This is a genomic window from Photobacterium sp. R1, assembly GCF_054600795.1.
In genome coordinates this window covers 18,341-42,659 of the sequence record NZ_BAAHZP010000013.1, presented here as the reverse complement: position 1 = coordinate 42,659, position 24,319 = coordinate 18,341, and the positions used below count along the sequence as shown (strand labels likewise).

Annotated in this window: 27 protein-coding genes; 16 read left to right on the top strand and 11 right to left on the bottom strand. The window is 48.6% G+C overall.

The genetic code is table 11. The features are described from left to right. The 3 genes from ACYP03_RS18785 to ACYP03_RS18775 form a co-directional block, all read right to left on the bottom strand. On the bottom strand, positions 1–765 hold the full coding sequence (locus tag ACYP03_RS18785; RefSeq protein ID WP_248142867.1) for an AfsA-related hotdog domain-containing protein: 765 nt from the start codon (positions 763–765) through the stop codon (positions 1–3). A gap of 25 nt (positions 766–790) precedes the next feature. Then, positions 791–1,324 (bottom strand): hypothetical protein, encoded by a 534-nt coding sequence (locus ACYP03_RS18780; RefSeq protein ID WP_459781592.1) that lies wholly within the window; start codon positions 1,322–1,324, stop codon positions 791–793. Between the two features lie 106 nt (positions 1,325–1,430). Further along, on the bottom strand, positions 1,431–2,597 hold the full coding sequence (locus tag ACYP03_RS18775) for an MFS transporter (RefSeq protein ID WP_459781589.1): 1,167 nt from the start codon (positions 2,595–2,597) through the stop codon (positions 1,431–1,433). Between the two features lie 293 nt (positions 2,598–2,890). On the opposite strand from ACYP03_RS18775, the gene ACYP03_RS18770 reads away from it, so the two are divergent. The 5 genes from ACYP03_RS18770 (at position 2,891) to ACYP03_RS18750 (ending at position 6,056) form a co-directional block, all read left to right on the top strand. Next, positions 2,891–3,217 (top strand): MerR family transcriptional regulator, encoded by a 327-nt coding sequence (locus tag ACYP03_RS18770; protein ID WP_459781587.1) that lies wholly within the window; start codon positions 2,891–2,893, stop codon positions 3,215–3,217. A 137-nt stretch (positions 3,218–3,354) separates the two neighbouring features. Next, positions 3,355–3,954, top strand: coding sequence for a pentapeptide repeat-containing protein (locus ACYP03_RS18765; RefSeq protein ID WP_459781699.1), 600 nt, complete (start codon positions 3,355–3,357; stop codon positions 3,952–3,954). 495 nt (positions 3,955–4,449) lie between these two features. After that, on the top strand, positions 4,450–5,193 hold the full coding sequence (locus ACYP03_RS18760) for a carbonic anhydrase (protein ID WP_459781585.1): 744 nt from the start codon (positions 4,450–4,452) through the stop codon (positions 5,191–5,193). A gap of 263 nt (positions 5,194–5,456) precedes the next feature. Further along, positions 5,457–5,705 (top strand): hypothetical protein, encoded by a 249-nt coding sequence (locus ACYP03_RS18755; RefSeq protein ID WP_459781584.1) that lies wholly within the window; start codon positions 5,457–5,459, stop codon positions 5,703–5,705. A gap of 96 nt (positions 5,706–5,801) precedes the next feature. Next, entirely contained in the window at positions 5,802–6,056 is a 255-nt protein-coding gene (locus ACYP03_RS18750; protein ID WP_459781583.1) for a hypothetical protein, read from the top strand. Positions 6,057–6,151: 95 nt separating this feature from the next. On the opposite strand, the gene ACYP03_RS18745 is transcribed toward ACYP03_RS18750, so the two are convergent. Next, the gene (locus tag ACYP03_RS18745; protein ID WP_248142859.1) at positions 6,152–6,634 is read right to left on the bottom strand and encodes a GlcG/HbpS family heme-binding protein; all 483 of its coding nucleotides are present in this window, start codon (positions 6,632–6,634) and stop codon (positions 6,152–6,154) included. 163 nt (positions 6,635–6,797) lie between these two features. On the opposite strand from ACYP03_RS18745, the gene ACYP03_RS18740 reads away from it, so the two are divergent. Both ACYP03_RS18740 and ACYP03_RS18735 read left to right on the top strand, forming a co-directional pair. After that, on the top strand, positions 6,798–7,475 hold the full coding sequence (locus ACYP03_RS18740; RefSeq protein ID WP_459781581.1) for a response regulator: 678 nt from the start codon (positions 6,798–6,800) through the stop codon (positions 7,473–7,475). After that, positions 7,453–8,886, top strand: coding sequence for an ATP-binding protein (locus tag ACYP03_RS18735; RefSeq protein ID WP_459781579.1), 1,434 nt, complete (start codon positions 7,453–7,455; stop codon positions 8,884–8,886). Before ACYP03_RS18740 ends, ACYP03_RS18735 begins: the two co-directional genes overlap by 23 nt. Here ACYP03_RS18735 and dkgB read toward each other — a convergent pair. Both dkgB and ACYP03_RS18725 read right to left on the bottom strand, forming a co-directional pair. Continuing rightward, a complete protein-coding gene (gene dkgB / locus ACYP03_RS18730) occupies positions 8,883–9,689 on the bottom strand; it encodes a 2,5-didehydrogluconate reductase DkgB (RefSeq protein WP_459781577.1) in 807 nt (268 codons plus the stop codon). The two genes, ACYP03_RS18735 and dkgB, sit on opposite strands and share 4 nt — an antisense overlap. 112 nt (positions 9,690–9,801) lie before the next feature. Continuing rightward, a complete protein-coding gene (locus tag ACYP03_RS18725) occupies positions 9,802–10,686 on the bottom strand; it encodes a LysR family transcriptional regulator (RefSeq protein ID WP_459781697.1) in 885 nt (294 codons plus the stop codon). Positions 10,687–10,784: 98 nt separating this feature from the next. Between ACYP03_RS18725 and ACYP03_RS18720 the strand changes: the two genes are divergently transcribed. Continuing rightward, entirely contained in the window at positions 10,785–11,984 is a 1,200-nt protein-coding gene (locus ACYP03_RS18720; protein ID WP_459781575.1) for an MFS transporter, read from the top strand. A gap of 30 nt (positions 11,985–12,014) precedes the next feature. Here ACYP03_RS18720 and ACYP03_RS18715 read toward each other — a convergent pair whose 3' ends face one another. The 5 genes from ACYP03_RS18715 to ACYP03_RS18695 all read right to left on the bottom strand — a co-directional run bounded on the left by ACYP03_RS18715 (position 12,015) and on the right by ACYP03_RS18695 (position 17,026). Then, positions 12,015–12,977 carry a TDT family transporter gene (locus ACYP03_RS18715; protein WP_248142854.1) on the bottom strand — a complete coding sequence of 321 codons (963 nt, stop codon included), beginning with the start codon at positions 12,975–12,977 and terminating at the stop codon, positions 12,015–12,017. 645 nt (positions 12,978–13,622) lie between these two features. Beyond that, entirely contained in the window at positions 13,623–14,279 is a 657-nt protein-coding gene (locus ACYP03_RS18710) for a LutC/YkgG family protein (RefSeq protein ID WP_459781574.1), read from the bottom strand. Continuing rightward, positions 14,276–15,739, bottom strand: coding sequence for a LutB/LldF family L-lactate oxidation iron-sulfur protein (locus ACYP03_RS18705; RefSeq protein ID WP_459781573.1), 1,464 nt, complete (start codon positions 15,737–15,739; stop codon positions 14,276–14,278). The genes ACYP03_RS18710 and ACYP03_RS18705 overlap by 4 nt, the downstream gene beginning before the upstream one ends. After that, positions 15,732–16,499 carry a (Fe-S)-binding protein gene (locus ACYP03_RS18700; RefSeq protein WP_248142851.1) on the bottom strand — a complete coding sequence of 256 codons (768 nt, stop codon included), beginning with the start codon at positions 16,497–16,499 and terminating at the stop codon, positions 15,732–15,734. Before ACYP03_RS18700 ends, ACYP03_RS18705 begins: the two co-directional genes overlap by 8 nt. 194 nt (positions 16,500–16,693) lie before the next feature. Then, complete coding sequence (locus ACYP03_RS18695; RefSeq protein WP_459781571.1) at positions 16,694–17,026, bottom strand: YegP family protein; 333 nt, start codon at positions 17,024–17,026, stop codon at positions 16,694–16,696. A 244-nt stretch (positions 17,027–17,270) separates the two neighbouring features. Between ACYP03_RS18695 and ACYP03_RS18690 the strand changes: the two genes are divergently transcribed. The 8 genes from ACYP03_RS18690 (at position 17,271) to ACYP03_RS18655 (ending at position 24,284) form a co-directional block, all read left to right on the top strand. Continuing rightward, positions 17,271–17,756 carry a DMT family transporter gene (locus tag ACYP03_RS18690; protein ID WP_248142849.1) on the top strand — a complete coding sequence of 162 codons (486 nt, stop codon included), beginning with the start codon at positions 17,271–17,273 and terminating at the stop codon, positions 17,754–17,756. 6 nt (positions 17,757–17,762) lie between these two features. After that, positions 17,763–18,188, top strand: a complete 426-nt coding sequence (locus ACYP03_RS18685) for a DMT family transporter (protein ID WP_459781570.1) — start codon at positions 17,763–17,765, stop codon at positions 18,186–18,188. Between the two features lie 87 nt (positions 18,189–18,275). After that, positions 18,276–18,770 carry a MarR family winged helix-turn-helix transcriptional regulator gene (locus ACYP03_RS18680; protein ID WP_330961002.1) on the top strand — a complete coding sequence of 165 codons (495 nt, stop codon included), beginning with the start codon at positions 18,276–18,278 and terminating at the stop codon, positions 18,768–18,770. Between the two features lie 507 nt (positions 18,771–19,277). Then, complete coding sequence (locus ACYP03_RS18675; protein ID WP_459781695.1) at positions 19,278–19,979, top strand: dienelactone hydrolase family protein; 702 nt, start codon at positions 19,278–19,280, stop codon at positions 19,977–19,979. Between the two features lie 64 nt (positions 19,980–20,043). Continuing rightward, positions 20,044–20,358 (top strand): YbjQ family protein, encoded by a 315-nt coding sequence (locus tag ACYP03_RS18670; protein ID WP_248142846.1) that lies wholly within the window; start codon positions 20,044–20,046, stop codon positions 20,356–20,358. A 123-nt stretch (positions 20,359–20,481) separates the two neighbouring features. Beyond that, complete coding sequence (locus tag ACYP03_RS18665) at positions 20,482–21,888, top strand: DNA-3-methyladenine glycosylase 2 family protein (RefSeq protein ID WP_459781568.1); 1,407 nt, start codon at positions 20,482–20,484, stop codon at positions 21,886–21,888. Further along, positions 21,885–22,376 carry a methylated-DNA--[protein]-cysteine S-methyltransferase gene (locus tag ACYP03_RS18660; RefSeq protein WP_330961003.1) on the top strand — a complete coding sequence of 164 codons (492 nt, stop codon included), beginning with the start codon at positions 21,885–21,887 and terminating at the stop codon, positions 22,374–22,376. The genes ACYP03_RS18665 and ACYP03_RS18660 overlap by 4 nt, the downstream gene beginning before the upstream one ends. A 195-nt stretch (positions 22,377–22,571) precedes the next feature. Then, positions 22,572–24,284: a hypothetical protein gene (locus ACYP03_RS18655; protein ID WP_459781567.1), complete on the top strand. Its 1,713-nt coding sequence runs from the start codon at positions 22,572–22,574 to the stop codon at positions 24,282–24,284. Positions 24,285–24,319 lie beyond the last annotated feature (35 nt).

Below are 24,319 nucleotides of genomic sequence, written 5' to 3'. Positions count from 1 at the left end.
TTATCCAGCCTTTCTCACGATGTTTGATTCAAGATGATTCGTCGCATATGAAATCGCATTTTGTGCGAGCTGAAACTCTTTTTGTTCAAGCCGTGCAGATTCAAAAACTGTAAATTCAACATCAACTGTCGTACAGACGGTTTCATTCTGGAAGAACTCAATTTTTACGGAATAAAAATCTCTGCCAGGTTTATTCGCATGCTCAATGATTGAGTATTTGATCTCAGTATCAACCGCAAAAACAAAAGCCTGATAGCTTGTATTCATTGAATTGATAACGAAATAGTGCGAAGACGGCAATTCATCACTGTAAAAGAATTTTTCTGTGACAGCGAGGAATGCTTGTCTGGCCGCTTCAATCAGAACCATGCCCTGGATATGGTAACCGGTGAGATGATCTTGCAGTAATTCACCTCTTTCATCCATCACCAGATTTAAATGGTAATGATATTCATCGACCCGCTCCGGAGAGGTGATCAAAATATTCTCTTTTTTATATTTATGGGTTTCCTTCCTTGATGCATAGCTGAACAGTTTATCTCTGCCATTCACTAAAAGGTGAGATCCGCCATGACGTTCAAACTTTGCGATCAGAAAGCTAATGGATTCCTCGGACAATCCTTGTCCAATTTGATAGTAGGAATCCAGAAAGTTCCCTTTGTCAATGAACTCTATCATTTCACTATACGTAATGCATTGTGGGAATGCGTTATAGTTTGTTAATTTATCGCCAACGATAGTAAATAGAGTATTGATATTTTCCATTGTTTTTCCCTTTCGATTTGAATTTCTATATTTGAGATTTTAACCAGCTGTCATGCAGCCATTTTTCTGTTTGTCTGCCGGCTTTAAAAAAGTCCCAGACAATGTCCCTTTCGAAAACCATCACTGAATTATCGTGTCCGACAATAACCCAGAAATATTTTCCATCATCAAGATTACGGCATTTCACTTTCATGCCTGTGATGATAATTTTTTTGTTATCAATCATTACTTCTTCATCATGCGGCTTAATCCATTGAATTTTCATGTTTTGAAGTAAGTCTGGTGCATTTGATTCAAGAAAATTTATCGCAATATTCTTTGACTCATTTTCAGTTGGTAATGTGGTGTTCTCCAATTGATATAAACCAAGAATCCGGGCTAAGCCTTTTAGTTTTCCTCCTTTATCTGAAACAAATGTGATGTGTTCTCCACCCAGGATGAACGGGTTGTCTGTGTTGTCTTCATATCGGGTGACGGTAACCTCTGTGCCGTCCATAGCGCCTGAGAATGTTTTTACCGGAGCATAATCTTCTTCAATCCAAGCCTGATAGTTTGTCATGGTTTTATATTCCTTTGTCTTCGAATTCAGTGTTTGTGTTGCTGCGCTTTGTGCCGGTATCAGTAATAACGCTAAGCCGAAACAGGCGAATGAAAAAGCCGACGGATTAGCTCGCATATTCACTTTTTTCCTTCCTGAAAATAGACAGCGGTACATTCAGTAATGCAGACAAAACTAAACATGCTGAAAAGTAGAGCACGCCTTTTTCTCCAAAGTGCATCGGGATGACCGCGCCAATGCTTGCGCCAATGAAGAGTGTGAAAGTGTATAAAGACACGGCTAGTCCGCGGTTACTCGCGTCAGATGTCTGGCTGACCAGGCTGATGACACTCGGGACGGCCGAAGCAATTGAAGAGACAAAAATTAAGTGCAGAATGATGAATACAACACTGTCCGAAGTTTGCATCTGCAGGAACAGCGTCAGAGAAGCTGTGATGACTGATATAAAAACGGTTGTCGGGGCACCAAGTCTGACGATGAAACGGCCAATCAGAAGCGGCATAAACATACACGGGATTGAATAGAGCCTTAAATCATTGACCTGCAGGTTCTCAAAAATAAAACCGTCGGCATGTTGGGACGTGAGTGTGGCATATAAGGTCACGAAACTGCCCAGCAGAACCAGTGCAACCAGATAGATCCGTAAAAACCGGAGATTGGTGACGGTTCTGAAAAGAATATTGAAATACCCCTTGGCATTCACCTTGGGCGTGTTTTGGCTCTGTGAGCCAGGTAAGCGGCTGCAGGCAAGCAGGCTCAGAATATAGACGCTGGAAAGAAGCAGCATGACATTTTGCAGGGAGTCCTCAATCATTGCTGCGCCCAGAGTTTGTCCGACCAGTGCAGATAAAAGGAATGCAGAGCTTAACCAGGCAATCCCTTTCATGCGCATTTTCTCCGGAAAGGATTCCCCGATAAAGGCCAGGGCCACCGGCGGGAAAGAAGCGGCCATAAAACCCTGGATGATGCGCAATGTGAGCACCCATTCATATTGCTGACATAAGGCAACAATGATGGTGGTGACGGATAATCCTGCCATCCCTGCAACCAGTACAGCCTTGCGACCGAAGCGGTCTGATAACGGTCCCCAGAAGAGAAAACCGCTGGCATAGGCGAACCCGAAGCAACTGGTCAATAAGACAATTGATTCTGTTCTGGAATGAAAGACATCTGCGAGCAGCTGACTGACGGGGAGAAGGAGATACAGCTGTGAGACAACTGCGATTGCGCTAACCACAAAGAGGATGAGGTAGTAATTGTATTTTGTATTCATCGTGAACCCTAGCTTCATTAATTGTAACTTGACGACAATTAATGTAATTGCAGGTTTGTCATTATGTCAATAGTTTCATTGCATGTATGTGCTATTCGCCGATTGTTACACTTTTACGTCCAATATCGATTTTGAGCATAAACACCAATTGGTCTACTATAGAGCTCAAGTCGGACCAATTAGAGTCGTTGGTGTTATTGACTGAATATCTGATAAAGGTAGAAGTAATAATCTGCAATGAGTGCTTTTGGTAGATGCTATGACTAAATGGTGATAAGGGAAGTGAGCTGAGTATGATCGTTGAAGACAGTCTTGGGGCAGAGAATCAATACCAACAATTTTTAAAGAAAGTGAAAGTCGGTATCCATGAAGCATCGGATATTACCGGTGTCCCAACCCGAAAGATTCGCTATTGGCAGGAGAAGGGGTATATCGAGACAACCTCAGGAAACAGTTCGACGCGTCAGTATGATCTGATTAATGTGAAAAAAATCATATTGATACAAGAGTTGATAGACGATGGTTATACGTTGGATGGGGCTGCGAACAAAGTCAACCAGCGCATCGATAAGTTAAAACGTATGTTTGATCTTGTGCTGCCAACATCAGAATCTGAGTAAGGTGAAAAACGGACAGACTGAAGTCATTTTCAGTCACCTGTTGTACGGAAACGGGGCACCAGCCAAAGCGAAATTCTACCTGGCCGTGTCGTCGTCTATGATTTTGTTTCAGAGGACTAAGGCTTATGGGAGCACAAGTGAACCGCATTGCCGATCATGAACAGTATTATGATGAAAATTTCGGCAAACTATTGCTTTCATTGTCGGCGCTCAATGGGGTTGAGTTTGAGGATTGCGAGTTTCATGACTGTCACTTTTCAGAGTCGACCTTCAAAAATTGTAAATTTATTAACTGTCAGTTTTATCGGTGTAATCTGAGTCTGCTGAAGATACCGCAGACGCGTTTTTTTGGGGTCTCATTTGTTGAATGTAAATTAGTCGGTGTCGATTGGACGCAGGCAAACTGGCCAGCATTCAATATTGACCATGAATTGAAATTTCGGAAATGTATTCTGAATGATGGTTCATTTTTTGGTCTGACCCTGAACGAACTTGTTCTGGATGAATGCAAACTTCATGATGTTGATTTCAGGGAAGGGGACTTTAAACATTCCTCAATGACGTATTGTGATTTTACGCATAGCCTGTTTATGCGAACGGATCTGCGTCGCGTCGATTTCACTGAATCGACTCAATACAATATTCATGTGCTGGAGAACTTCGTTGAGGGTGCCAGGTTTTCCCGATTTGAAGCCTTGCATCTGCTTGAAAGTTTAGGTGTTGAATTGGTGGACTGAGCTTTCAGTCTGTGATTTGAGTTATGGGAAATGAACCAGCACATGGTTCGTTCCTTTGTTATTTAATATGAGCCTGAACTCTTATCCAAAGCGTTTAAAAATAAATAGTGGGTTTATTTAGAACTATTGTTCTTTTTATTTCACTTTGTTACAAATTGAAACATCTACTAGGTTGATTTTATATTTATTCTTATTTTTTACATTCAATGTAAATATATTTTCATGTTGGGGTGAATATCAGGTTAAATCATTCGATTTTGTCTTCTCTCTGCATATTTATTGTTAAATTTTTTCTGTTGCATGAGTTTGTTTGATGACGAGCAAATAATAAATTTAATTTTAATTTTATGATTGAACTTCAGGCAGTATTTATTAGTTAATTCGATGTTTCATTGCAGCGGATGATATCTGATTCAGGATGGCTGAGTCATGTCCTGAAATTTTTAGCAATGTAAATTTTGAATTATGGAACCATTCAACAGGAAAAACAGAAATATGCGAAAAGTTGTTCAGTTGATCAGTCTGTTCATTGGGCTGCAAATTGTCTCCGTTGCACAGGCTGCGGAGCATTCATGGGGATACGAAGGGGCAAATGGACCGGATCACTGGGCGACGCTCAGTGGCGATTTTGCAACATGCGCAACGGGGAAAAATCAGTCTCCGATTGATCTGTCTGCAGTGGTTGTGGGCCAATTACCACCGCTCTCATTGCACTATCAGCCGGCGTCGGCAAGTGTTATTGATAATGGACATACCGTGCAGGTGAATTATGCGCCGGGGAGTTATCTGACATTGGACGGCCAGCAGTTTGAGCTGAAGCAGTTTCATTTTCACACGCCGAGCGAGAACCATATCCGGGGGCAGTCTTTCCCGCTGGAAGGCCATTTTGTTCACGCGGATAAAAACGGCAATCTGGCAGTCATCGCTGTGATGTTTAAAGAAGGTGAAGCCAATCAAACGCTGGCTGATATATGGACACAAATGCCGACTGTAGCCGGGAAAGCCGTTTCTCTGAATCAAAAGGTGGATGCGCGACAGATGCTTCCGGCAAAACAGGACTATTACCGTTTCAGTGGTTCGCTGACGACTCCGCCGTGTACTGAAGGGGTTCGCTGGATTGTGCTCAAACAGCCTCAGACGGTTTCGGCAGATCAGATCCAGGCGTTATACCGGGTCCTGGGGCATAGTAATAACCGTCCGGTTCAGCCTGTAAATGGTCGGTTGGTTGTTTCATCCTGATGGATTGCCATCACCGCACCAGCATAGCCTTATGTGCTGATGGTGCGGTTCTCTAAAGCATTTTGAACTGCTGGTGGGATTTCAAATGATACTGAATGGCTTGGAACCGTGAAGTGACTCGAAAAAAATATTTCATTTGATAAAAGTCCTACCAGAAAATCATGAATATCAATTAGATTCTCAGCGCCGGGTTCACCTGTAAGTCAACGTCAGTAAAAGCCAATTTTTATTTTCATTTTTTATGAACGGGACTGCGAGTAACGATGGCTACCTATCAGTTTTTTACCAGGAAAAAGTCTTATACCTGTCTTCAGATTGATGCGCCTGATTATCGGGAAGGTGAATCTCAGCTGCTTGAACAAGGGTTTGAGAAAGAAAATTTCCTGATCACTGCCCCTGAAGTCGCTGAAGCGATTCAAAAGTTCAGAGCCGTCGAGCAGTGCCGCCATAAACACCAATCCGGTGCATTTGATTTTATGTTCGACAAGATTGCCTTTTCATCCGAGCGCTGATCCATTTCATCGCTGGACGACCAGATGATAAGAACATTTTTAATCCCATTGATATATCTGGTTCACCGTGACTATCTGATGAAAAGGGCACACAGAATGAAAACATTTCATTTTTATACAAAACATGAAGCTTATACGTTTCTTGATGTCAATTCAGAAACCTTTCACGAAGAAGAGAAACAATTATTTGAGCAAGGGTTTGAGTTAGATATCAAGAGTATTGATGCCGAGACTGCACAGGAAGCGGTGGAAAAGTATGAGCAAGAAAACGACTTTAATTGCCAGGCAACCACAACGCTTGCCATGATTGAGGCACTCACGATTCCGGTTGTACTTTCTGTTGATGATTGAAAAACAAACGGAATCATTCTCAGAGCTCTATCTCGCTCAGTTCATTACAATAACCGGCGATACCGCCGGTTATTGATATCGCCAAGACAGACAAATTATTTGATGACGGCCTTGATGGCCGCTTCTGCACAAGCCGCATCCAAGTGCCCGCCCGGCGCACCACCGACACCGATCGCACCAACGACCTGGTTATTGACGTTAATCGGTAAACCACCCGCCAGCAGCAGCAGGTTGTCATCCATATCTTTCAGCGGCGCTAAGAGTGGTTTGTCATTCACCAGTTTCATCAGGTTCGCTGTCGGTTGCTTCAGGCTGACTGCAGTAAAGGCTTTTTTGCGCGAACTTTCGAGCGTATGCGGTCCCGCCTGATTCTGTCGCAACTGAGCTAAAACCCTTCCGGAACGGTCCACGACGGTTGCCGTCACTGCGTAATTATCTTTTGCGCATTGCGCGACGGCAGACTTGGCGAGTTCGAAAGCTGCGTTTGAAGAAAGGTGGGTTTCTGCGACTGTCGTTGCTGCAGATGCTGAAGCAGCAAACACGGACAGTGCCAGGCATACGGGAGTCAGAGTTTTCATGTTCTATCCTTCTTTGGGATGGGAGATGGAAAGACTTTAACGTATCCTCAATTGCCACAGACTTGCCTGAAGATTACCAGATTGTAATCTTTGATAATTTACCGTCATGTTAGTATCAAAACTGGCTTGGGTATATCGCAGCGGCATACAGACAGGATAAGAGATGCACATCTTAGTGGTCGAAGATGATCAGTCGATTCGGGAGTTCGTCCGTCACGGGCTGGAAGAACTGGATTTTCAGGTGACAGCCTGTGCAGATGGCAAACTGGGGTATCAGCTTGCCTGTCAGGAAGTTTTTGATTTGATCATTCTGGATCTGATGTTGCCCGGGATGGATGGCATGGAAGTGCTGCGCCGTTTACGGGGCGAAGGCCATCAGACCCCAGTGCTGATTTTAAGTGCCCGTCATTCAGTCGACGAGCGTGTGCTGGGGCTTCAGTCCGGTGCCGATGATTATCTGGTCAAACCGTTTGCCTTTGCTGAACTCGCAGCCCGATGCCAGACGTTGCTCCGGCGCCAGTCGTCGGCAGCCAGTATTGAGTCGCTGTGTTATCAGGGACTGACACTGGATCTGCTGACGCGGGAGGCCAGCCGCGATGGCCAGCGTATTGAACTGAAACCCAGAGAGTTTGCCCTCCTGAAATTACTGATGACCCAGCCGGGCCGGGTGCTGTCGAAAACCATTATTCTGGAGCATGTGTGGGGATTTCAGTTTGATCCCCAGACTAATGTCGTGGATGTGCTGGTCTGCCGTCTTCGCAGCAAAATCGATAAAGGTTTTTCAGCGCCCTTACTCCACACCATTCGCGGGGTGGGTTATGTCCTCAGACATGAACGCTGAACAGGCCTCCCGTTCCGCTCAGCGGGCACTGTTTCAGCGTTTTCTGCTGACCCTGCTGATTTGTTTTATCTTCCTCAACGCTGTGATGGTGTTCATCCTGACCTATCTGCTCGATTACCAGGAGCGGAAGCTGCTGAGTTCACTCGGGCAGGAATATCAGCGTATTCTGACTTTTGAATCTGATACCAAACTGGAACATGTGGTCATCAATAATCCCAACCGGCTCATCGAAAATGCGATCAGCGTTGTCCGGGCCGACCCTGCGGGAGAGTTAGAGTGGCTCAGTGGTGCTGATCGGCCTGATTTACCGGAAACTGTTTCTGCATATCAGTCCATGAACCGGCGTTGGTATCATTTATTCAGCCATGCGCCTTATCTGAGTCTGAAACTGGATGGCAAACTTTCGCAGTACTGGCTCATTATGGACGGCACGCCCAGGCGGACCCAGCTACTTGTTCAGGGAACCGGGTTGTTTGTTGCGTTGGCGGCGATGGTTGCCTTGATTGCGTTGATCGTTTGGCGGTTGCTGAGCCGAACGCTGTCGCCGTTGCACAGCCTTGCTAAAGGGGTGGATCAGGTCCGGGGCTGGTCCCTGGATGTGATGCTGGAAACGGATCTGCCAGAGCTTGAATCGGGCGGCCCGCTGGGTCAGCTCAGTCAAAGTGTGCAGCAGGTACTCAATCGGCTGAAAGAAACCGTTCGAGGCATGGATCAAACCGTCGATGCCATTGCTCATGATGTCCGGACACCATTGTCTCGTATGATACTGACCACCGAGGCCGCATTGAGCCGGGACACAGCAAAGCATGAGCCTGAGCAAATTCAAGCCTCCCTGCGTTCCGCCCTGTCGGATTGTGCTGAATCAGCCCAGCAGGCGAATCAGATGCTGACGACCCTGATGCGGATTCATGATGAACAGGTGGGACGGCATGTGCTGGAAACACAGCCGATTGAACTGGCCCAGTTATTGTCGGAGGTCGCGGCCTGGTATGAAGAAGTCGCTGAAGATGCGGAAATTCGGCTGGACACCGACGGCTTAGAAGCTGTGACTTTCATCTCTGACGCCAAACGCCTGACACAAATTGTCGTGAATCTGGTGGATAACAGCATGAAATACAGCCCGGCTGGCACTGAAGTTCAGCTGGCCTGTGGTCACGATGGGACAGGTGTCTGGTTCAGCGTGACCGATCAGGGGATGGGGATTGCGCCTGAGCATCAGGCGCTGATTTTCAGGCGTTTGTACCGGGTGGAAGGAAGTCGTCATCAGCCGGGGTACGGGTTAGGGCTCGCCATGGTTTCAGCCATGGTAAATACGCTGCAAGGTCGTATTGAGCTGAACTCCGTGCTGGGAGAAGGCAGCCGGTTTACAATCCGGCTGCCGGGAACAATGACCCAGACCAGCGATCGTTAGTCCCATGCTGGTGCAAAGTCAGGATTTGCAACTCGGTGCCCACGATCCAATGCGGCGATGTCCGCCAGATCGGTTTCATCCAGCGTCAGTCTGTCAGCGTCCAGGTTGCTTTCGATATTCGCCTGTTTGGTGGAAGACGGGATGGTGACGAATCCTTGCTGACGCATCCAGGCCAGAACGACCTGCGCTGCTGTGGCCTGATGTTTTTCTGCAATCGCCTGAATGACAGGATCTTGCAGGACAGCACCGTAAGCAAACGGCATGTAGCCTGTGACGTGCATGCCCAGCGCGCGGCAGTATTCAGTCACCTGGCGGTTTTGCAGATACGGGTGCACCTCGATCTGGTTGGTCAGCAATACATCTTTCCCCAGGATCTGAACGGCTTGCTCCATGTGAGCCATGGTAAAGTTGGAAATACCGATCTGACGGGTCAGCCCCAGATCCTGAGCCTGCTTGAGTGAAGCCAGATAGTCCGCCATATCGACTTCCTGATTCTTCAGCGGCCAGTGAATCAGCAGCAAATCGACATCAGATGTGCCCAATTGACGCAGGCTTTCCTGAACGCTCGGAATGAATAATTCCCGGCTGAAATTATCTGTCCAGACTTTTGTGGTCAGGAAAATGTCTTCTCTGGCAATACCGGATGCCTGAATCGCATCGCCTACGGTTTGCTCATTGCCATAGATTTGCGCCGTATCGATATGGCGATAACCTGCATTCAGCGCCAGGGTGACGGAGTCAAATGCGGTTTGTCCTTCCAGACGAAAAGTGCCAAAGCCCAGATGCGGCATCGGGTGATTCATGTTGTATTCCTTGTTGGGATTGTGAGTGATGCTGCTCAGGTTACTCCCCTTTGCACTTTGAAAAAGACCACAACGAACAAATAACTATTTCAGAATTCACAATAATCAGTGGCTAAAGGCACAGTCTTTCCGCAATAAAGTCGAGGAAAGCGCGAATACGCGGCGAAAGTGCCGTGTTTCTGTAATACACCGCATGAATCGGTTCTCTGTCGTTGGGGGTCACAATGTCTGCTTCAAGGACAGATACCAGCCTGCCCGCGGCCAGATCGCGGCACACCATGAAGTTTGACAGCAGTGCGAATCCGTTCCCGGACAAACACAGTTGCCGGACTGTTTCCCCGCTGCTGCCCTGGATGTGCATCCGCGGGGAATAGGGGCCTTTCACAAAGGGCCATTTGTTCAGATTCGGCTGACTGGCAAAGCCAATACAGCGATGTGTACTCAGGGCTTCAATACTGTCTGGTGTGCCGTACTCTGCCAGGTAGCCCGGACTGGCGACAATCCGCAGCGGGCTGCGTCCGAGGAATTTTGCATGCAGGTTTGAATCTTTCAGCTCCCCAATCCGGATGGCCAGATCGGTGCGCTTTTCGATCAGATCAATGAAGCTTTCACTGGAAATCAGTTCAATCTCAATGTCCGGGTAGGCTGCCTGAAATGCTGCCATATGAGGCACGAGTTGATGCAGGATGAACGGGCTGGCCGAATCGACCCGTAAGCGTCCGGCAGGCTTGCCTTTGAGCAGGCGAAGTTTTTCTTCTGCACCGGCAATCTGGCTCAGGCCATGGCGGATGTGTTCGGCAAAGAAGCGCCCTTCTTCAGTGAGTTCGACCCGACGTGTGGTGCGTGTCAGCAAGGTTGTGCTGAGTTCTGTTTCCAGCCTCGCAATGGCCCGGGAAACCTTGGCAACCTGAATGTTTAATTGATTTGCTGCTGCAGAAAATCCGCCGCTGTCGACGACAGCCAGGAAAATCTCCAGTTCTTCTGTCCGGGAAATTATTGTCATTTTCGATAAAGTTATTTGTTGTTGGTGATGTTTTTTACAAAAATAAGGCTGGGCATACTCGCCGTCAATCTTAAATCATGGAGAATTGATGTATGCCGCTTGCACTTTGGGCACTCACATTGAGTGCGTTTGCTATCGGAACCACAGAGTTTGTGATTGTCGGGCTTGTCCCCACGATTGCACAGGATTTGTCGGTTTCCCTGCCCTCTGCGGGGTTGCTGGTTAGCCTGTATGCCATGGGTGTTGCCATTGGGGCACCGGTGCTGACAGCGCTGACCGGACGCTGGCCGCGCAAAACGGTTTTACTTGCACTGATGGCGTTGTTTATTGGCGGGAATCTTCTGGCCTGGCTGGCCCCCGGATATGAATCCCTGATTGCAGCACGGATTCTGACCGGTCTGGCCCACGGTGTCTTTTTCTCAATCGGCTCGACGATTGCGACGAGTCTGGTGAGCAAAGAAAAAGAAGCCAGCGCTATCGCGACCATGTTCACGGGGCTGACCGTTGCGCTGGTGACGGGTGTGCCACTGGGAACCTGGATTGGTCAGGTTTTTGGCTGGCGGGCAACTTTTCTGATTGTGGCGTTACTGGGGCTGATTGCTTTGATCGGCAGTGCGCTTCTTGTCCCTTCCAATCTGAAGCAATCACCGCCAGCACAACTGAAACAGCAACTGGCTGTACTGATCCATCCGCGGTTATTGCTGGTCTACGCGATGACTGCAGTGGGTTATGGGGGTACGTTTGTGGCGTTCACATATCTGGCGCCAATCCTTCAGCAGGTCACCGGGCTGGCGGAAGGTGCTATCAGTCTGGTGATGCTGGTGTATGGTGTATCCGTCGCGGTTGGCAACATCTGGGGCGGGAAGCTGGCTGACCGGCAGGGACCGGTGAATGCTTTGCTGTGGATTTTTGCGGCCCTGGCGCTGACCTTGCTGGTGTTCAGCATGACTGCGCACAGTCCTGTACTGGCCGTTTTGACGGTTCTGGTTTGGGGCGCCTTTGCGTTCGGAAATGTACCTGGTTTACAGGTTTATGTGGTGCAGCTTGCCGGCAAGTATAATCCGAACGCAGTCGACGTCGCTTCAGGTTTGAATATTGCTGCGTTTAACGTGGGGATTGCCTTAGGATCTGTCATCGGCGGTGTGGTCGTTGAAAGAATGGCGCTGACGGATGCACCGTGGATCGGGGCACTGATCGTGATGCTGGCTTTCCTGTTGACCTGGTTATCGGGGTATTTGGATCGGTCTAGTGAACCTTCGGCAGCATCAGAAACAGCACTATCAGCTCAATGAGAAAAAGGCCCGTTCAGGGCCTTTTTTAGATCAGCGACTGGCGTTGGACGGCTCTCTGAGGTAGGTGTTCCAGTAATGGACAGCGTAGTTAGCGCCTACCCAGAGGACCAGTAAGGTTGCAACGCTGATTTCAATCACTCCCGTCATATTGAGGTACTTCGACAGAACGTGATCGTCCGGCAGCCACTCGATCAGGCGGTGCATCGCAACGGCACTGATCACCGAAGGGAAGGTAATCGCAGCCATGGAGGGCTGAAAGCGGTACTTTAAAATATCGATGTAACACAAGTAGACAAAGATCGTCATGGTGATCCCGATTCCGGCCAGCGCACCGGTAAGAACGGGATCCGGCGTGTCCAGATTGGTCAGATACGCGGTCAGAGATAAGTTCACCGGCGCGGCCATGATGGTCAGCGTTGGTCTTGCCACGCGGGGAAGCCGTCCGGCAAAGCACAACCGGTACAACACAACAGGCAGCATGAAGAAGTAGATGGCCACGCAGGCGTTGGTCATGAAGATTGAAAACTCAGTGTACCCGAGTTGTGAACCGGCCAGAGTACCGCTGATGGCGCCAACCGGGTACAGGAACCAGCTGGGATAGAGATGAATCAGACGAAATTTCTTTAGCTGACAACTGAAAAAGATCACCATCATGGTTAAGTGCAGGGCCAGAGCCGGATACCACAGCATGCGGGCACTGGCTTGATGAATGCCTGCCAGATAATCGGCCAGTACCAGCATTGTCATTGACATCGGGGGCATCAGACTGCCGTATAACGGATGGTTCAGATCGGACAGAAACAGCTTCGGATTCAGCAGATATTTCAGTACGACCGGGATCAGGAGGCAGGCACCGACGAACGCACAGAGAGAGCGGATGAAATTGCCATAACTTGGATAGTAGAGTGACCAGGCAAGGCCGGTCCCTGTGATGGCTAATGCTAAAGCAGCCTGAGCGGTAGGAACTTGTGCGAATGCTTTGCCGAGTGTCACTGGGTCTCCTTTTCAATTGACCAGCTAATCAAAGAGAGGGGATTTTACACGAAATGATGACAAATGATCCCGGCCAATCGCTTAAGAATAGAAAGATTCTCTGGTACGGGCTAAATATACCTGCAATCGTTACTTAATGAGTCAAAGAAGCGGATACAGAAAGAGTGAGGACAATAGTTGCGAAATACAGGATTTGATCCCATAGTAATAGTGAAGCGTATGAACTGAGAGAGTTTCATGCTCTAGCTTCTGGAGGATCAAAGCTGTTCTTCGACTGTCTTGCGTTCTGTGCTTCACGGTTGTTTCCGGCTTCAGAGGATGCAGCCACCAAGGCACTAAGCCTGTGAAAACTTAGTGTTACAATTTGGAAAGTGACACCACAAAATTAATACTTCTTCGCCAATAAACCATAAAGCTCGATTGGAAGAAATGACGATTATCGAGTCCGGCATACTCAACGTAATGAGTGGCGAAGCCCCCGTTATAAATACCATCGGTGTGCTGAGTAGGTAGACTGAAGGTGATAACGAACACAAGCCGCACGCAACGTGCGGCTTTTTTTGTCCAGGATATTTTCACGGCACCGCAGTACCAATCTGTGCTCCTTCTCCGGCTTGCCCTGAATTGTGAATGAAACGACTGTTTTTACCGGTTTACCACAATCAAAACCATCAGTCTGCTCGGGCCGTGGGCACCATACGCCAGTGTTTGCTGTATGTCGGCTGTTTTTGAAGGCCCCGAAATGAGGACCACATTGGTGGGTAAACCCTGATGCCATTGTTGCTGGTGCATCAGGGCCGTAAAGTTGTCGGTTAGTTGAGACGCATTGACCAGTGCGATATGACAAGGGGGCACCAGCGATAAGGTTCTGGGTTCTTTGCGATCCGGCCACAATACGAGAGTGCCGGTCTCAGCAATGGCAGCATGCACATGCGTGACCCCGGCATCCACCTCAGAGAACAGCGTATCTTTCCTGTTTTCTATGGGATCATCGAAAGGAACAAGTTCTGCGGTGCGGCAGGCGTGCTGTATCTGATCAAGATATTCACCCGCTGTTCCGGCTGCAATTCGTCTGACGCCGGTCTCACTGATGAGTTCCGCCAGCTGCTCTGAAAGAGTGTCTGATGTGCAGTGATAAACCTCAGCATGGCTGGCGGTCAGCTGTTCACAAAACTGAGTCATTTGCTCTGTTGGGTCACGGGCTGTCCAGGCAGTATATGCCGGTTCCTGTGTGTCCGTGACTGATGCTGTGGATTGTCCGGCGCGTAAGCGGGCCAGAATGGCTTGTCTGGCTGGGTTCATTGCTGCGTTCCTTTTCGTTTTTGTTTTAACAGGTGGTGCAGGGAAGTGGCTGCCGGTTTCGGGGCTGTACGGCATTGTGTCCAATTGCTCATGTTGTCGGGCATCCAATGGCGAACTTTCCCGGCCAGCCAGGTGCTGGTGTGATAAACCGAAGGATGGCAAGCCACGGCAGCAAAGGCTTTCATCATCATGGATTCTGTAGTGTTGGCCGCAGATTGCTGGCCGCGTAAGGGTTGATGCTCCTGTTCCGGAGGCAGTTTCGCATCATGGCGTAAACGCTGCAGCAGGGACGGAATGGGAATGCGGACCGGGCAGACTTCCCCGCAGGCTCCGCACAGGCTGGACGCAGTGACTAAGTCTTGCGTGGCTTCAAGGCCCAGCAGATGCGGCGAGATAATTTTGCCGATCGGCCCCGGATAAACCGTGCCATAAGCATGGCCGCCAATTCGGGTATAGACCGGACAATGATTCATACAGGCGCCACAGCGAATGCATTGCAGGGTCTGGCGGGTTTCCTCATCCTGATAGGCCTGACTGCGGCCATTATCCAGCAGAATCAGATGCACCGCTTTCGGACCGTCCAGCTCACCGGGTTTGCGCGGCGATGAAATCATATTGAAATAGGTTGTGATGGCCTGCCCGGTTGCGGAACGGGTCAGCGCGCTGTACAGGGGCGGCACATCACTTAATAATTCCACCACTTTCTCAATGCCTGTGACGGCAATGTGGATGTCAGGTACTGTGGTACACATCCGGCCATTGCCTTCGTTTTCAACCAGACAAAGCGTGCCGGTTTCAGCGACCGCAAAGTTCACTCCGGAAACACCGATTTGCGCGGTGCGGAATTTTTCCCTGAGCTGCTGCCGGCCGGTCCGGATCAGACTGTCGACATCTGTGGTGGGGGTAAAGTGATCCAGATGTTCAGAAAAGGTGTCGCTGACCTGCTGTTTGTTTTTGTGGATCGCCGGCATGATGATATGGGACGGTGTGTCGCCATCCAGCTGGATGATGTATTCGCCCATGTCACTTTCAAGGCAGGTGATCTGATGCTTTGCCATTTCATGATTGAGATTGATTTCCTCACTGACCATCGATTTTCCTTTGATCATCAGCAAGGCGTGATTCGTCTTTGGATTAGAGACGGGCTGCGTGACGGATTGGGCGATAGCCAGGAAGATTGCGTTGGCCTGTTCCGCATTTTCGGCCCAGTGCACCTGAATCCCGTTGGCGGTGCAGTTGGTTTCCAGTTGTTCCAGCAGTTCGGGCAGTTTCCGCAGGCAGCGCCGACCAATGGCCTCGGCGCGGTCTCGGATGGCTGCCTCTTCTTGGGGATCTGCAAATGCGCTTTTTCGCTTGCTCTGCAGGTAATCCATCGCTCCCCGAAAATTGTGTCTGAGTTGCGGATCAGCCAGCGCATCGGCGGCCTGCTGGTGAAAGTGTTCCGGCTGAAATTTACTCATGCTGGCCTCCGGTTCTGCTGAGCAGAAAGCTGGCTAAGTGTTGCCCCTGTAACGTTCGGCCCTGATAGGAAAGGGCGCCGTTAATATTGAGCAGGCAGCCCCAGTCTGCACTGACGAAGTGTTCCGCCTGAGTATCGCAAAGATGATGTGTTTTATCCTCGACCATCGCCTGGCTGATGTTCGGATGCCGGACAGCAAAGGTGCCGCCGAAGCCGCAGCATTCACTTTCGTAAGCCTGTTCACGGAGGTCGACATGCGCAAGCTGGCTGAGTAGCTGCCGGGCGGTGACATGAACCTGCATTTCACGTCTGGCGGCGCAGGAGGTGTGCATGACTACTGAAGTGGGTTCCCCGGTATCCTGCCAGCGGACCCGGCAGACGTTGATCAGAAATTCCGTGAATTCAAAAACCCGCTCACAGAAACGGCTGACCTCAAGTGCATGTTTGCTGCCTTCAAACAGACGTAAGTAATGGTGATGCATCATGCCGCCACAGGAGCCGGACAGCACCACAACCGGCCAGGGTTCAGGAAACAGGGCGATCTGATTCAGGGCAATCTGACGGGATTCCCGGTTATAGCCACTGCTGTAGGCGGGCTGGCCGCAGCATGTTTGTTTGGGGATAAAGATGACCTCAATCCCTTCACGTTCGAGCAGCGAGATGGCATCCAGACCGGCCTGAGGGTCAAACATATCGACCAGACAGGTGGCGTAGAGATACACTTTTTGTGGCTTGGCGGGATAAAGGCGACGGATATGCATGCAGGACTCCCTGTTCGACATGCGGATACATGAATGATGTTATGGAATTGTAATTCCCGGCAAAGGGTAACGGCTTCGCAGACCGTCAAACAGCGCATTCATGAAAAAGATTTATTCCATAACTGGCGGAATGTCATCTCCATCCGCATTGGTCAGTGGAGATGACAGGTAAAAGAGGTGGCTCAAGCATTCGTTCAGGCAGTCAGATCTTTAATTTTGTCCGTCGGGCCATTTTTCTGCACCGATTTGATCCCATGATCTGCACCGGATTTGGACTGATACATTTCACTGCTGCCAATGATCTGATGATTCTTGGCTTTCAGATTGAAGTGAAATTGTCCGTTTGAGGCTTCTTTCAGTTCGAACTGTTCAGCATGGGGCGCATTGGTCTGAACCGACTTAATCCCATTCTGCGCGGCTGCCTTGGTGGTATACATTTCACTTTTGAGGATAACTTCGCCGTTTGTGGCTTTCAGAACAAAATAAATCTGATCATTTTTCGCTTTCTTCAACTCGTAACTGCCCATGTCCAACTCCCTGTTGTGTCGTGAATTTAGATCAAGATTAGTCCTGTTTCGGTAAAAGAGAGTGATATTTGTCGAAGCACGGGTGTTTTGTCATTGCGGGAGTTGAAGCGACCTGTTTTGGAAATGGCTGTGTATCAGAAGAAACTTGTGATGCCAAGAAAGCTTTTGCAAAAGATACTTGATAGGGCGCCTTTGTTGATGTATCTTTTTTAAAAGATACTTTTTGTTAAGTTTAAAAGGTTGTATGAGTACTGATCACACCAACATGGTGAACACCATCAAAAACATCAGTCTGGCTTTGTTTGGCGGTAGTTTTTTAACGCTGATGATCCAGACAAACAGCCTGCTGGCCAGAGATACTTCTCCTCTTTTTGCTTCTTGGGTTGCACACGGTGTAGGCGCCCTGACGGCTTTACTGATTGTGTTGATTGCGATTCGGGCATTCTCAGGTCAGCGTCGTAACCAGCAAATCCGGGAAAAAATACCGTTGTGGTTATATCTGGGCGGGATCCCCGGTGCGTTCACGGTGATTCTTGCGGCAATTGCGATCAATGGCGGCCTGACGTTATCCGGCACAATTTCGTTAGGACTGGTTGGCCAGATCCTGTTTGGCATGCTCTCGGACCGTTTTGGTCTGCTGAACACGCAAAAAAGAAACATTACCCTGAAAGATATGGGGGTGGTTGTTCTGGTACTGGCCGGCAGCGCGATGATTTTATTTGGAGCCTGATATCTGATGATGACTTTTTTATTCGTTGCCATGCTGAATGGCGTGATGATCGGAACGGCCAGAACCATAAATGGCCAGTTGAGTGTGTCTTTGGGGGCGTTCAGGGCCTCACTATGGAACCATATTGTCGGGCTGATTTTTCTGACTGTTATTTTAGTGCTGTCAATGGGAACAGACTGGCAGCTTTCTGCATTTGGTAACGTACCGGTCTGGGCCTATCTCGGTGGGGTGTTTGGTGCGCTGTTTGTGGCCGTCAGCAGCTATATTTTTCCGCGACTGGGGGCCATGAGGGCTGCCATTTTTGTGATTGCCGGACAGATGCTGTCTGCTGTGGTGATTGATTGTCTCAGCCGTGGTGATGTCCCTGGGCTGTACCGGGTATTGGGTGCTTGTCTGATTTTGTCCGGTATCTATCTGAGCAACAGGAAGTAAGAGGAGAAAGTCCTTTCATTTACAGATGCACAGGGATAAATTTTCACTCAAGTCACTTTTTAGAAAACAATGAATGTAGGGGGGCCTTTGAAACAAGATCATGTCGATAAAGTGCTGGCACAGTGGCAGGCGTGTCGACCAGAACTGGATTGCTCACCAATGGGGGTGATTGGCCGGCTCAGCCGAGCCAGCAGGATTGTTGATAAGCAATTGCTCAGGGCATTTAAATTACACGATCTCAGCGCGATTGAATTCGATATTCTGGCTACATTACGCCGAAGCCGGGAAGCGCTGACTCCCACTGAGCTCTATCAGACCTTAATGCTGTCGTCCGGTGCGATGAGTACACGGATTGATGCCCTCGTGAAGCGTGGTTTCATTGACAGAATCGCAAGTGCCGAAGACCGGCGCAGCTGTAGTGTGACGCTGACGGATGCAGGTAAAGCGCTGATTGATCAGGCTGTGGCAGATCACGTGGAGAACGAAAGAAAAATTCTGGATCCACTGACATCCGATGAACAGGAAGCGTTGGCTGGCTTATTGCGCAAATGGTTGCTACCGCATGAAGATTCCGACTCGTAGGGCGTGCACGAATTTCAGAGCTCAAACTGAAAAGACCGCTGTTTCCGGAATCGCCTGATTTCAATCGGATTCAGGGTATTTGAGGTACACCGACCGGAATGACAAAAACCGCCTGAGATGAAGAATCTTCTTTTTCATCTCAGGCGGTTTCGTTTTTTCACGCCAAGCGATGCAATGCACCTGTCCTGAAAATTTCAACAAAAAACTGAATTGTTATTTTAGCAAAAATGGCGTTTGCATTTTTTAATCGGCTGTTTTTGAAGGAATAAATAAGTTTATCCACAAAAACAGTGGGTAACTTTGGGGATGTTTGGGGTTCATGCTGGTGAAAAAATAATCTGATTTGGCGTGGGCAGCATCTGAACGTCAACTGCTTGTATTTTGTAGGTTGATTTAACCTGTGTCCTACACTTGTTGTCAGAAGATGATGAGGACGACCTGATGAATAAAGTAAAAATGAATAAAGCAGCAGTGGTGGGCTGGGTTGTGTTTCTTGCGGGAACGCTGATGTCTGCGCAAGCTGCGGCGGATGAAGGGCAGAGCATTCGTTATCAGGTGGATGGTGCAGATTATGAGGGGTATTACATTTCTCCGAAGAAAGATGCTCCACTGATTTTGATGGTCCATGACTGGGACGGCCTGACTGATTACGAGAAGAAAAGGGCGAAGATGCTGGCTGAGAAAGGTTATGCAGTTTTTGCCGCAGATTTATTTGGTGCCGGCGTTCGTCCGGAAAGCGTCGAAGATAAGCGCCAGCTGACCGGCGCGCTCTATCAGAATCGTGGCAAGATGCGGAGCCTGATGCAGGGGGCGCTTGCTGCTGCGAAACATGCGGGCGGGAATACGTCGGATGCGGTAGCGATGGGGTACTGTTTCGGCGGTACAGCTGTACTGGAATATGCCCGTTCGGGCGCAAATTTGAAGGGATTTGTGACTTTCCATGGGGGCTTGGCCACACCAGAGGGACAGAACTACAGTCAGACCCAAGGCAATATTTTGGTTTTCCACGGGGCTGCAGATACCTCGGTGACAATGGATGATTTTGTTGCTCTGAATCAGACGCTGGAAACGGCTGGCATTCCAAATGAGATGGTCGTCTACAGCGGTGCACCGCATGCGTTCACGGTCTTTGGCTCTGACCGTTACCGTGAAGATGCGGACAGGAAATCCTGGCAGCGCTTTCTGGCATATCTGAGTGAAACACTCTGATTTTAAGATGATTTCAATTGAAGGCGGAGCTTTTGCTCCGCCCTGAAGACACCGGGGTGAAAATATGCTTTGTGTAACGACACCAGATGTAGCGCATCGCCAGATTCAATCGGTGCTGGGCATAGTGAGTGGCAGTGTGGTGCAATCCAAACATGTGGGCCGCGATATCATGGCCGGATTCAAGTCGATTTTCGGCGGAGAAATTCGCGGATATACCCAAATGCTGGTGGAGGCGCGAGAAGAGGCCATGCATCGTGCCATTGCTGAAGCGGAGCATATGGGGGCGGATGCTATCGTCAATGTCCGTTTTACAACCAGTACCATCATGCAGGGGGCTTCAGAAATTCTGGTTTACGGGACTGCAGTGAAGCTGAGCTGAACGTTTACATCAATCCCTCCTATTCAGTTCCGATTCTGGCTAGTTTTGTCTGGCTGTCGGAGTACACTGAGCACATGGATGAAGTATGGCGTGTCTGATAGCGCCACAACGCAGGCTTAGTGCATGAATTTATCACCTTCACAGTGTCAGCAGGCAAGACTTGCCAAAGATCCCCGCTATGACGGACTGTTTTTTACCGCCGTGAAAACGACCGGGATTTATTGCCGCTCTATCTGTCCTGCCCCGGCACCGAAAGAAGTGAATGTGGAATACTTTCCGACGGCTGTGGAAGCGGCACGGGCGGGGTACCGTCCTTGTCTGCGTTGTCGTCCGGACAGTGCTCCGGGTTCACCGGCATGGCTGGGCACCGGCGCAACGGTGAAACGCGCGCTCAGATTGCTTGATGAAGGGACGCTCATGAATCAGTCGCTTGAAACTCTGGCATCCCGTTTAGGGGTCACAGACCGGTATCTGCGGCAGTTAGTGACAGAGGCAACCGGACTTTCACCGAAAGCTTACAGTTTGTATCAGCAATGCCTGATGGCAAAAAAATTACTGCATGAAACGCAATTACCGATCACCCAAATCGCCTATGCGAGTGGCTTTCACAGTGTTCGCCGCTTTAATGATTGTTTCCAAAAACAGTTTTCATTGTCGCCCTCGCAATTGCGCAGACAGGGCAAAGCTGAGCAGTCGCTGGGACAGGGGATCCGGCTGCAATTAGCTTATCGGCCGCCCTATCACTGGCAACAGGTACATGATTTTTATGCTGCGCGGCTGATTCCCGGTCTGGAATGGCAAACCGATCGCAGCTACGGCCGGACGTTTTCGCATCGGTCCGGAGATCCGGAACAGCATTATCAGGGATATTTTACGGCGACTCATTGCCCTGAAAAATGCTGTTTTGATGTGACGATTCAGATCGATCATTTGTGCGGCCTGATTCCGGTGATCCAAAATATCCGGCGCTGTCTGGATCTGGATGCGGACAGCGAACGGATCGCTGAAGCGATTGGGCTGGCTATGGCGGCCTCAGATTCTCCTGACGTTCAGTCCGGAATCCGGCTGCCCGGGATCTGGAGCCCGTTTGAAGCCGGGATCCGTGCGATTTTGGGTCAGCAGGTTTCTGTGAAAGCGGCCCGGAACCTTGTCGAAAAGCTGGTACAACTTAATCCGGACAGCGGTGAAGTGCATCAGTTTTTCCCTTCGCCGCAGCAAGTTCTGGAGACCGACTTACAACAGCTCGGCATGCCACAGAAACGCCGTGAAACCTTGCAGCATTTTGCCCGTTTTGCGCTGTCGCATCCGGCGGGATTGGACGCACCGGAGAAAGAAGTGCTGGCGCTGCCAGGCATCGGTCCCTGGACGCTTCACTATATGCGCATGCGTGGGTTGAGTGACCCGGATATCTTTTTGTCGGGGGATTTAGGTGTGAAAAAAGCGCTATTGCAATGGGATCAACCCATCAATGAGTCAGCCGCTGCACCGTGGCGCAGTTACCTCACTTTGTATTTATGGAGCATGTTATGACTTCCCGAAATTCAGCAGAAACAGCGCGGTTTCGTCAGTTAGTGGACACCCCGATTGGTTGGCTGGCGGTGGTGGCAGACGTGTCTGCGATTGTCACCATCGAATTTGACGCGGAAACAAAGCCGGATGATGCCGGGAACAATATCACGCAAGCCGGTGTGACACAGTTGCAGGAGTATTTTTCAGGCCAGCGGACAACCTTTGATCTGCCGCTGAAGATGCCGGGAACTCAATTTCAGCAGCAAGTCTGGCAAACGCTTACGGCCGTTCCGTTCGGTGTCACCTGCTCATATTCTGATATCGCCTCTCGCATTGAGCGTCCAAAAGCGGTCCGGGCGGTCGGTGCTGCAAACGGGAAGAATCCGATTCCGATTGTTGTTCCCTGTCACCGGATTATCGGCAGTTCAGGCACACTGACAGGCTATGCCGGCGGGTTAGATAAAAAACAATGGTTGCTTGAACACGAAGGACTGACCGTGAAGAAGTAAGTGGATTTACATTGTAAATAGGGTAACTATGGCCCGTTTTGGACTGTACTTTCCTGTGAGAGTAACATCCAGCTGAGCACTTGAATTTCTGTCTTTATTCAGGCGCTTGATGAAACGAACCTTGTGCGACTCATTTTATAATTTCTGATTTTGGTCGCATTATCAGAGCGTTAATTTCATCTGGTTCGTCTCTCCATGGAAGTTTTATTCACTTTTCTGTTATCCATTGCTGTGATTTACCTGATCGTTGGCGTCATTGCGAACTTGGTGTCAGGTTTTTTTCATCAGCGAGCATTAATTTCAAAGCTAGCGAGGCAAAGGCATAAGGCCCATTTATCGACCCAGCAAATGCAGCTGCTGAAAAACATCTATCAAAAGAATTTCAATGATAATCGTGTATTTGAACTCAACGGACAATTGTATCAGCGCTATACGGAAGTCTGTCTGAATGAGCTGAAGCTCGAATCAATTTACTGGCCAGATCAAGATATTCCCGAAGCAAACACAATTGAAGAGAAAGAATTATTAGAAAAAGAAGGTGGGAAAATAACGAAATTAGAAGGTGTGGTTTACAAGCATGGTTTTTACGTGATTCGTGTTGATGATTTCAATATTCTTGAAACTTTAGCACCTTATTTTGCATTGCCAAAAGTGAAGAAAAGTAATTTGGGTCTATTGGCGTTTCTGTTTTCCCTGATGCCAGTTGCTTTTTTGAATCTATTCATTCTGGCTGCGATGGATTATGACAGCACTTCTGATTTCTTGTTCTTTTGTAATGGAATAGCCACTTTATTTCTATTGTGGCTTTGGAATGAACTCAGAAAAAATCGCTGGGTTTCTGAGCTAACAGGAAAGTTTCGGTCAGTGGAACTGTCAAATGATTTATTTTCGAGTCAGGATGAGATCAATGGGTTTCCGGTAAAATCATATTCTTTTGATTTCAAGGAAGATCAGAGTTATACCGTACACGGACAAATAAAACTTTGCCCTGAATTTCATCTCGATGTGAGATTTATTGATGAGAAAAGACCAGGATTTTCTCTGAATGATATGAAGAAAATCATGCGTTGGGGGATGCTGATCTGGTTTGCGATGGGCTACTTATTTATCGTGATGACCGGCCGGTTTTATCAGTCGGGTATGTATCAGGAATATACGCGTTTCAAAACACTGCATGCCAATTATCAGATCGTGAGAGAGATTGATACGGATAAGCTATCATCTTATGTCTCGGGAGATGCGATTAAATTCGAAGATGTCTATTTTTCTCCCGGCAATGAACCCGGGAGCATACGGGCAAGCAGTGAACTGAATGAAACACTGATTGAACAACTTACCGAAAGTATTTTCAGTGAAGTTTGGCGTACGATCCCTGAGAATCAGCGTCGGGAGAGTTTAGATATCAGAAAACTCAAGTCATTTTTTACGCATAAAGAAAATATGACGAGCCATCAAGGAAATTTAGAGCAGCAATTGATTGCTGCCAAAAGGCAAGTCTTATCACAACCACACATCAGAATTGATATCGGCGAAAAAAAATTTGAAGCACAAACACTCTCTCTGAAAGCGCTCCTAGCAAAAGTATTCCATGTGTCCGGAACTCAGACAATCACGTCAAATGCACTGTATACCAAAATTAAACAGGCCGTGATTCAATATCTTTATGGTGCTGTCGCACCGATGCATGCCTCTGTCAGTTATTTCCTGCCGGATGAACAAATTCTGGTTGTTTATCTTTATCAGCCGAAGAAATTGCCTGATGAGGTGTATCAGATTTCGGTCAGTATGCGCGTTTATCGCTTCTGGGTGATTTTGTATATTATATTTTTCTTGTATTCACTCTCTGTCTATTTGACGTTAGATAAGCGATATGGCCATTGGGTTGAATCTGAACAGAACAACCATTAGCCACAATATTTTTTCAGAACATGCCGAAGTTCAAT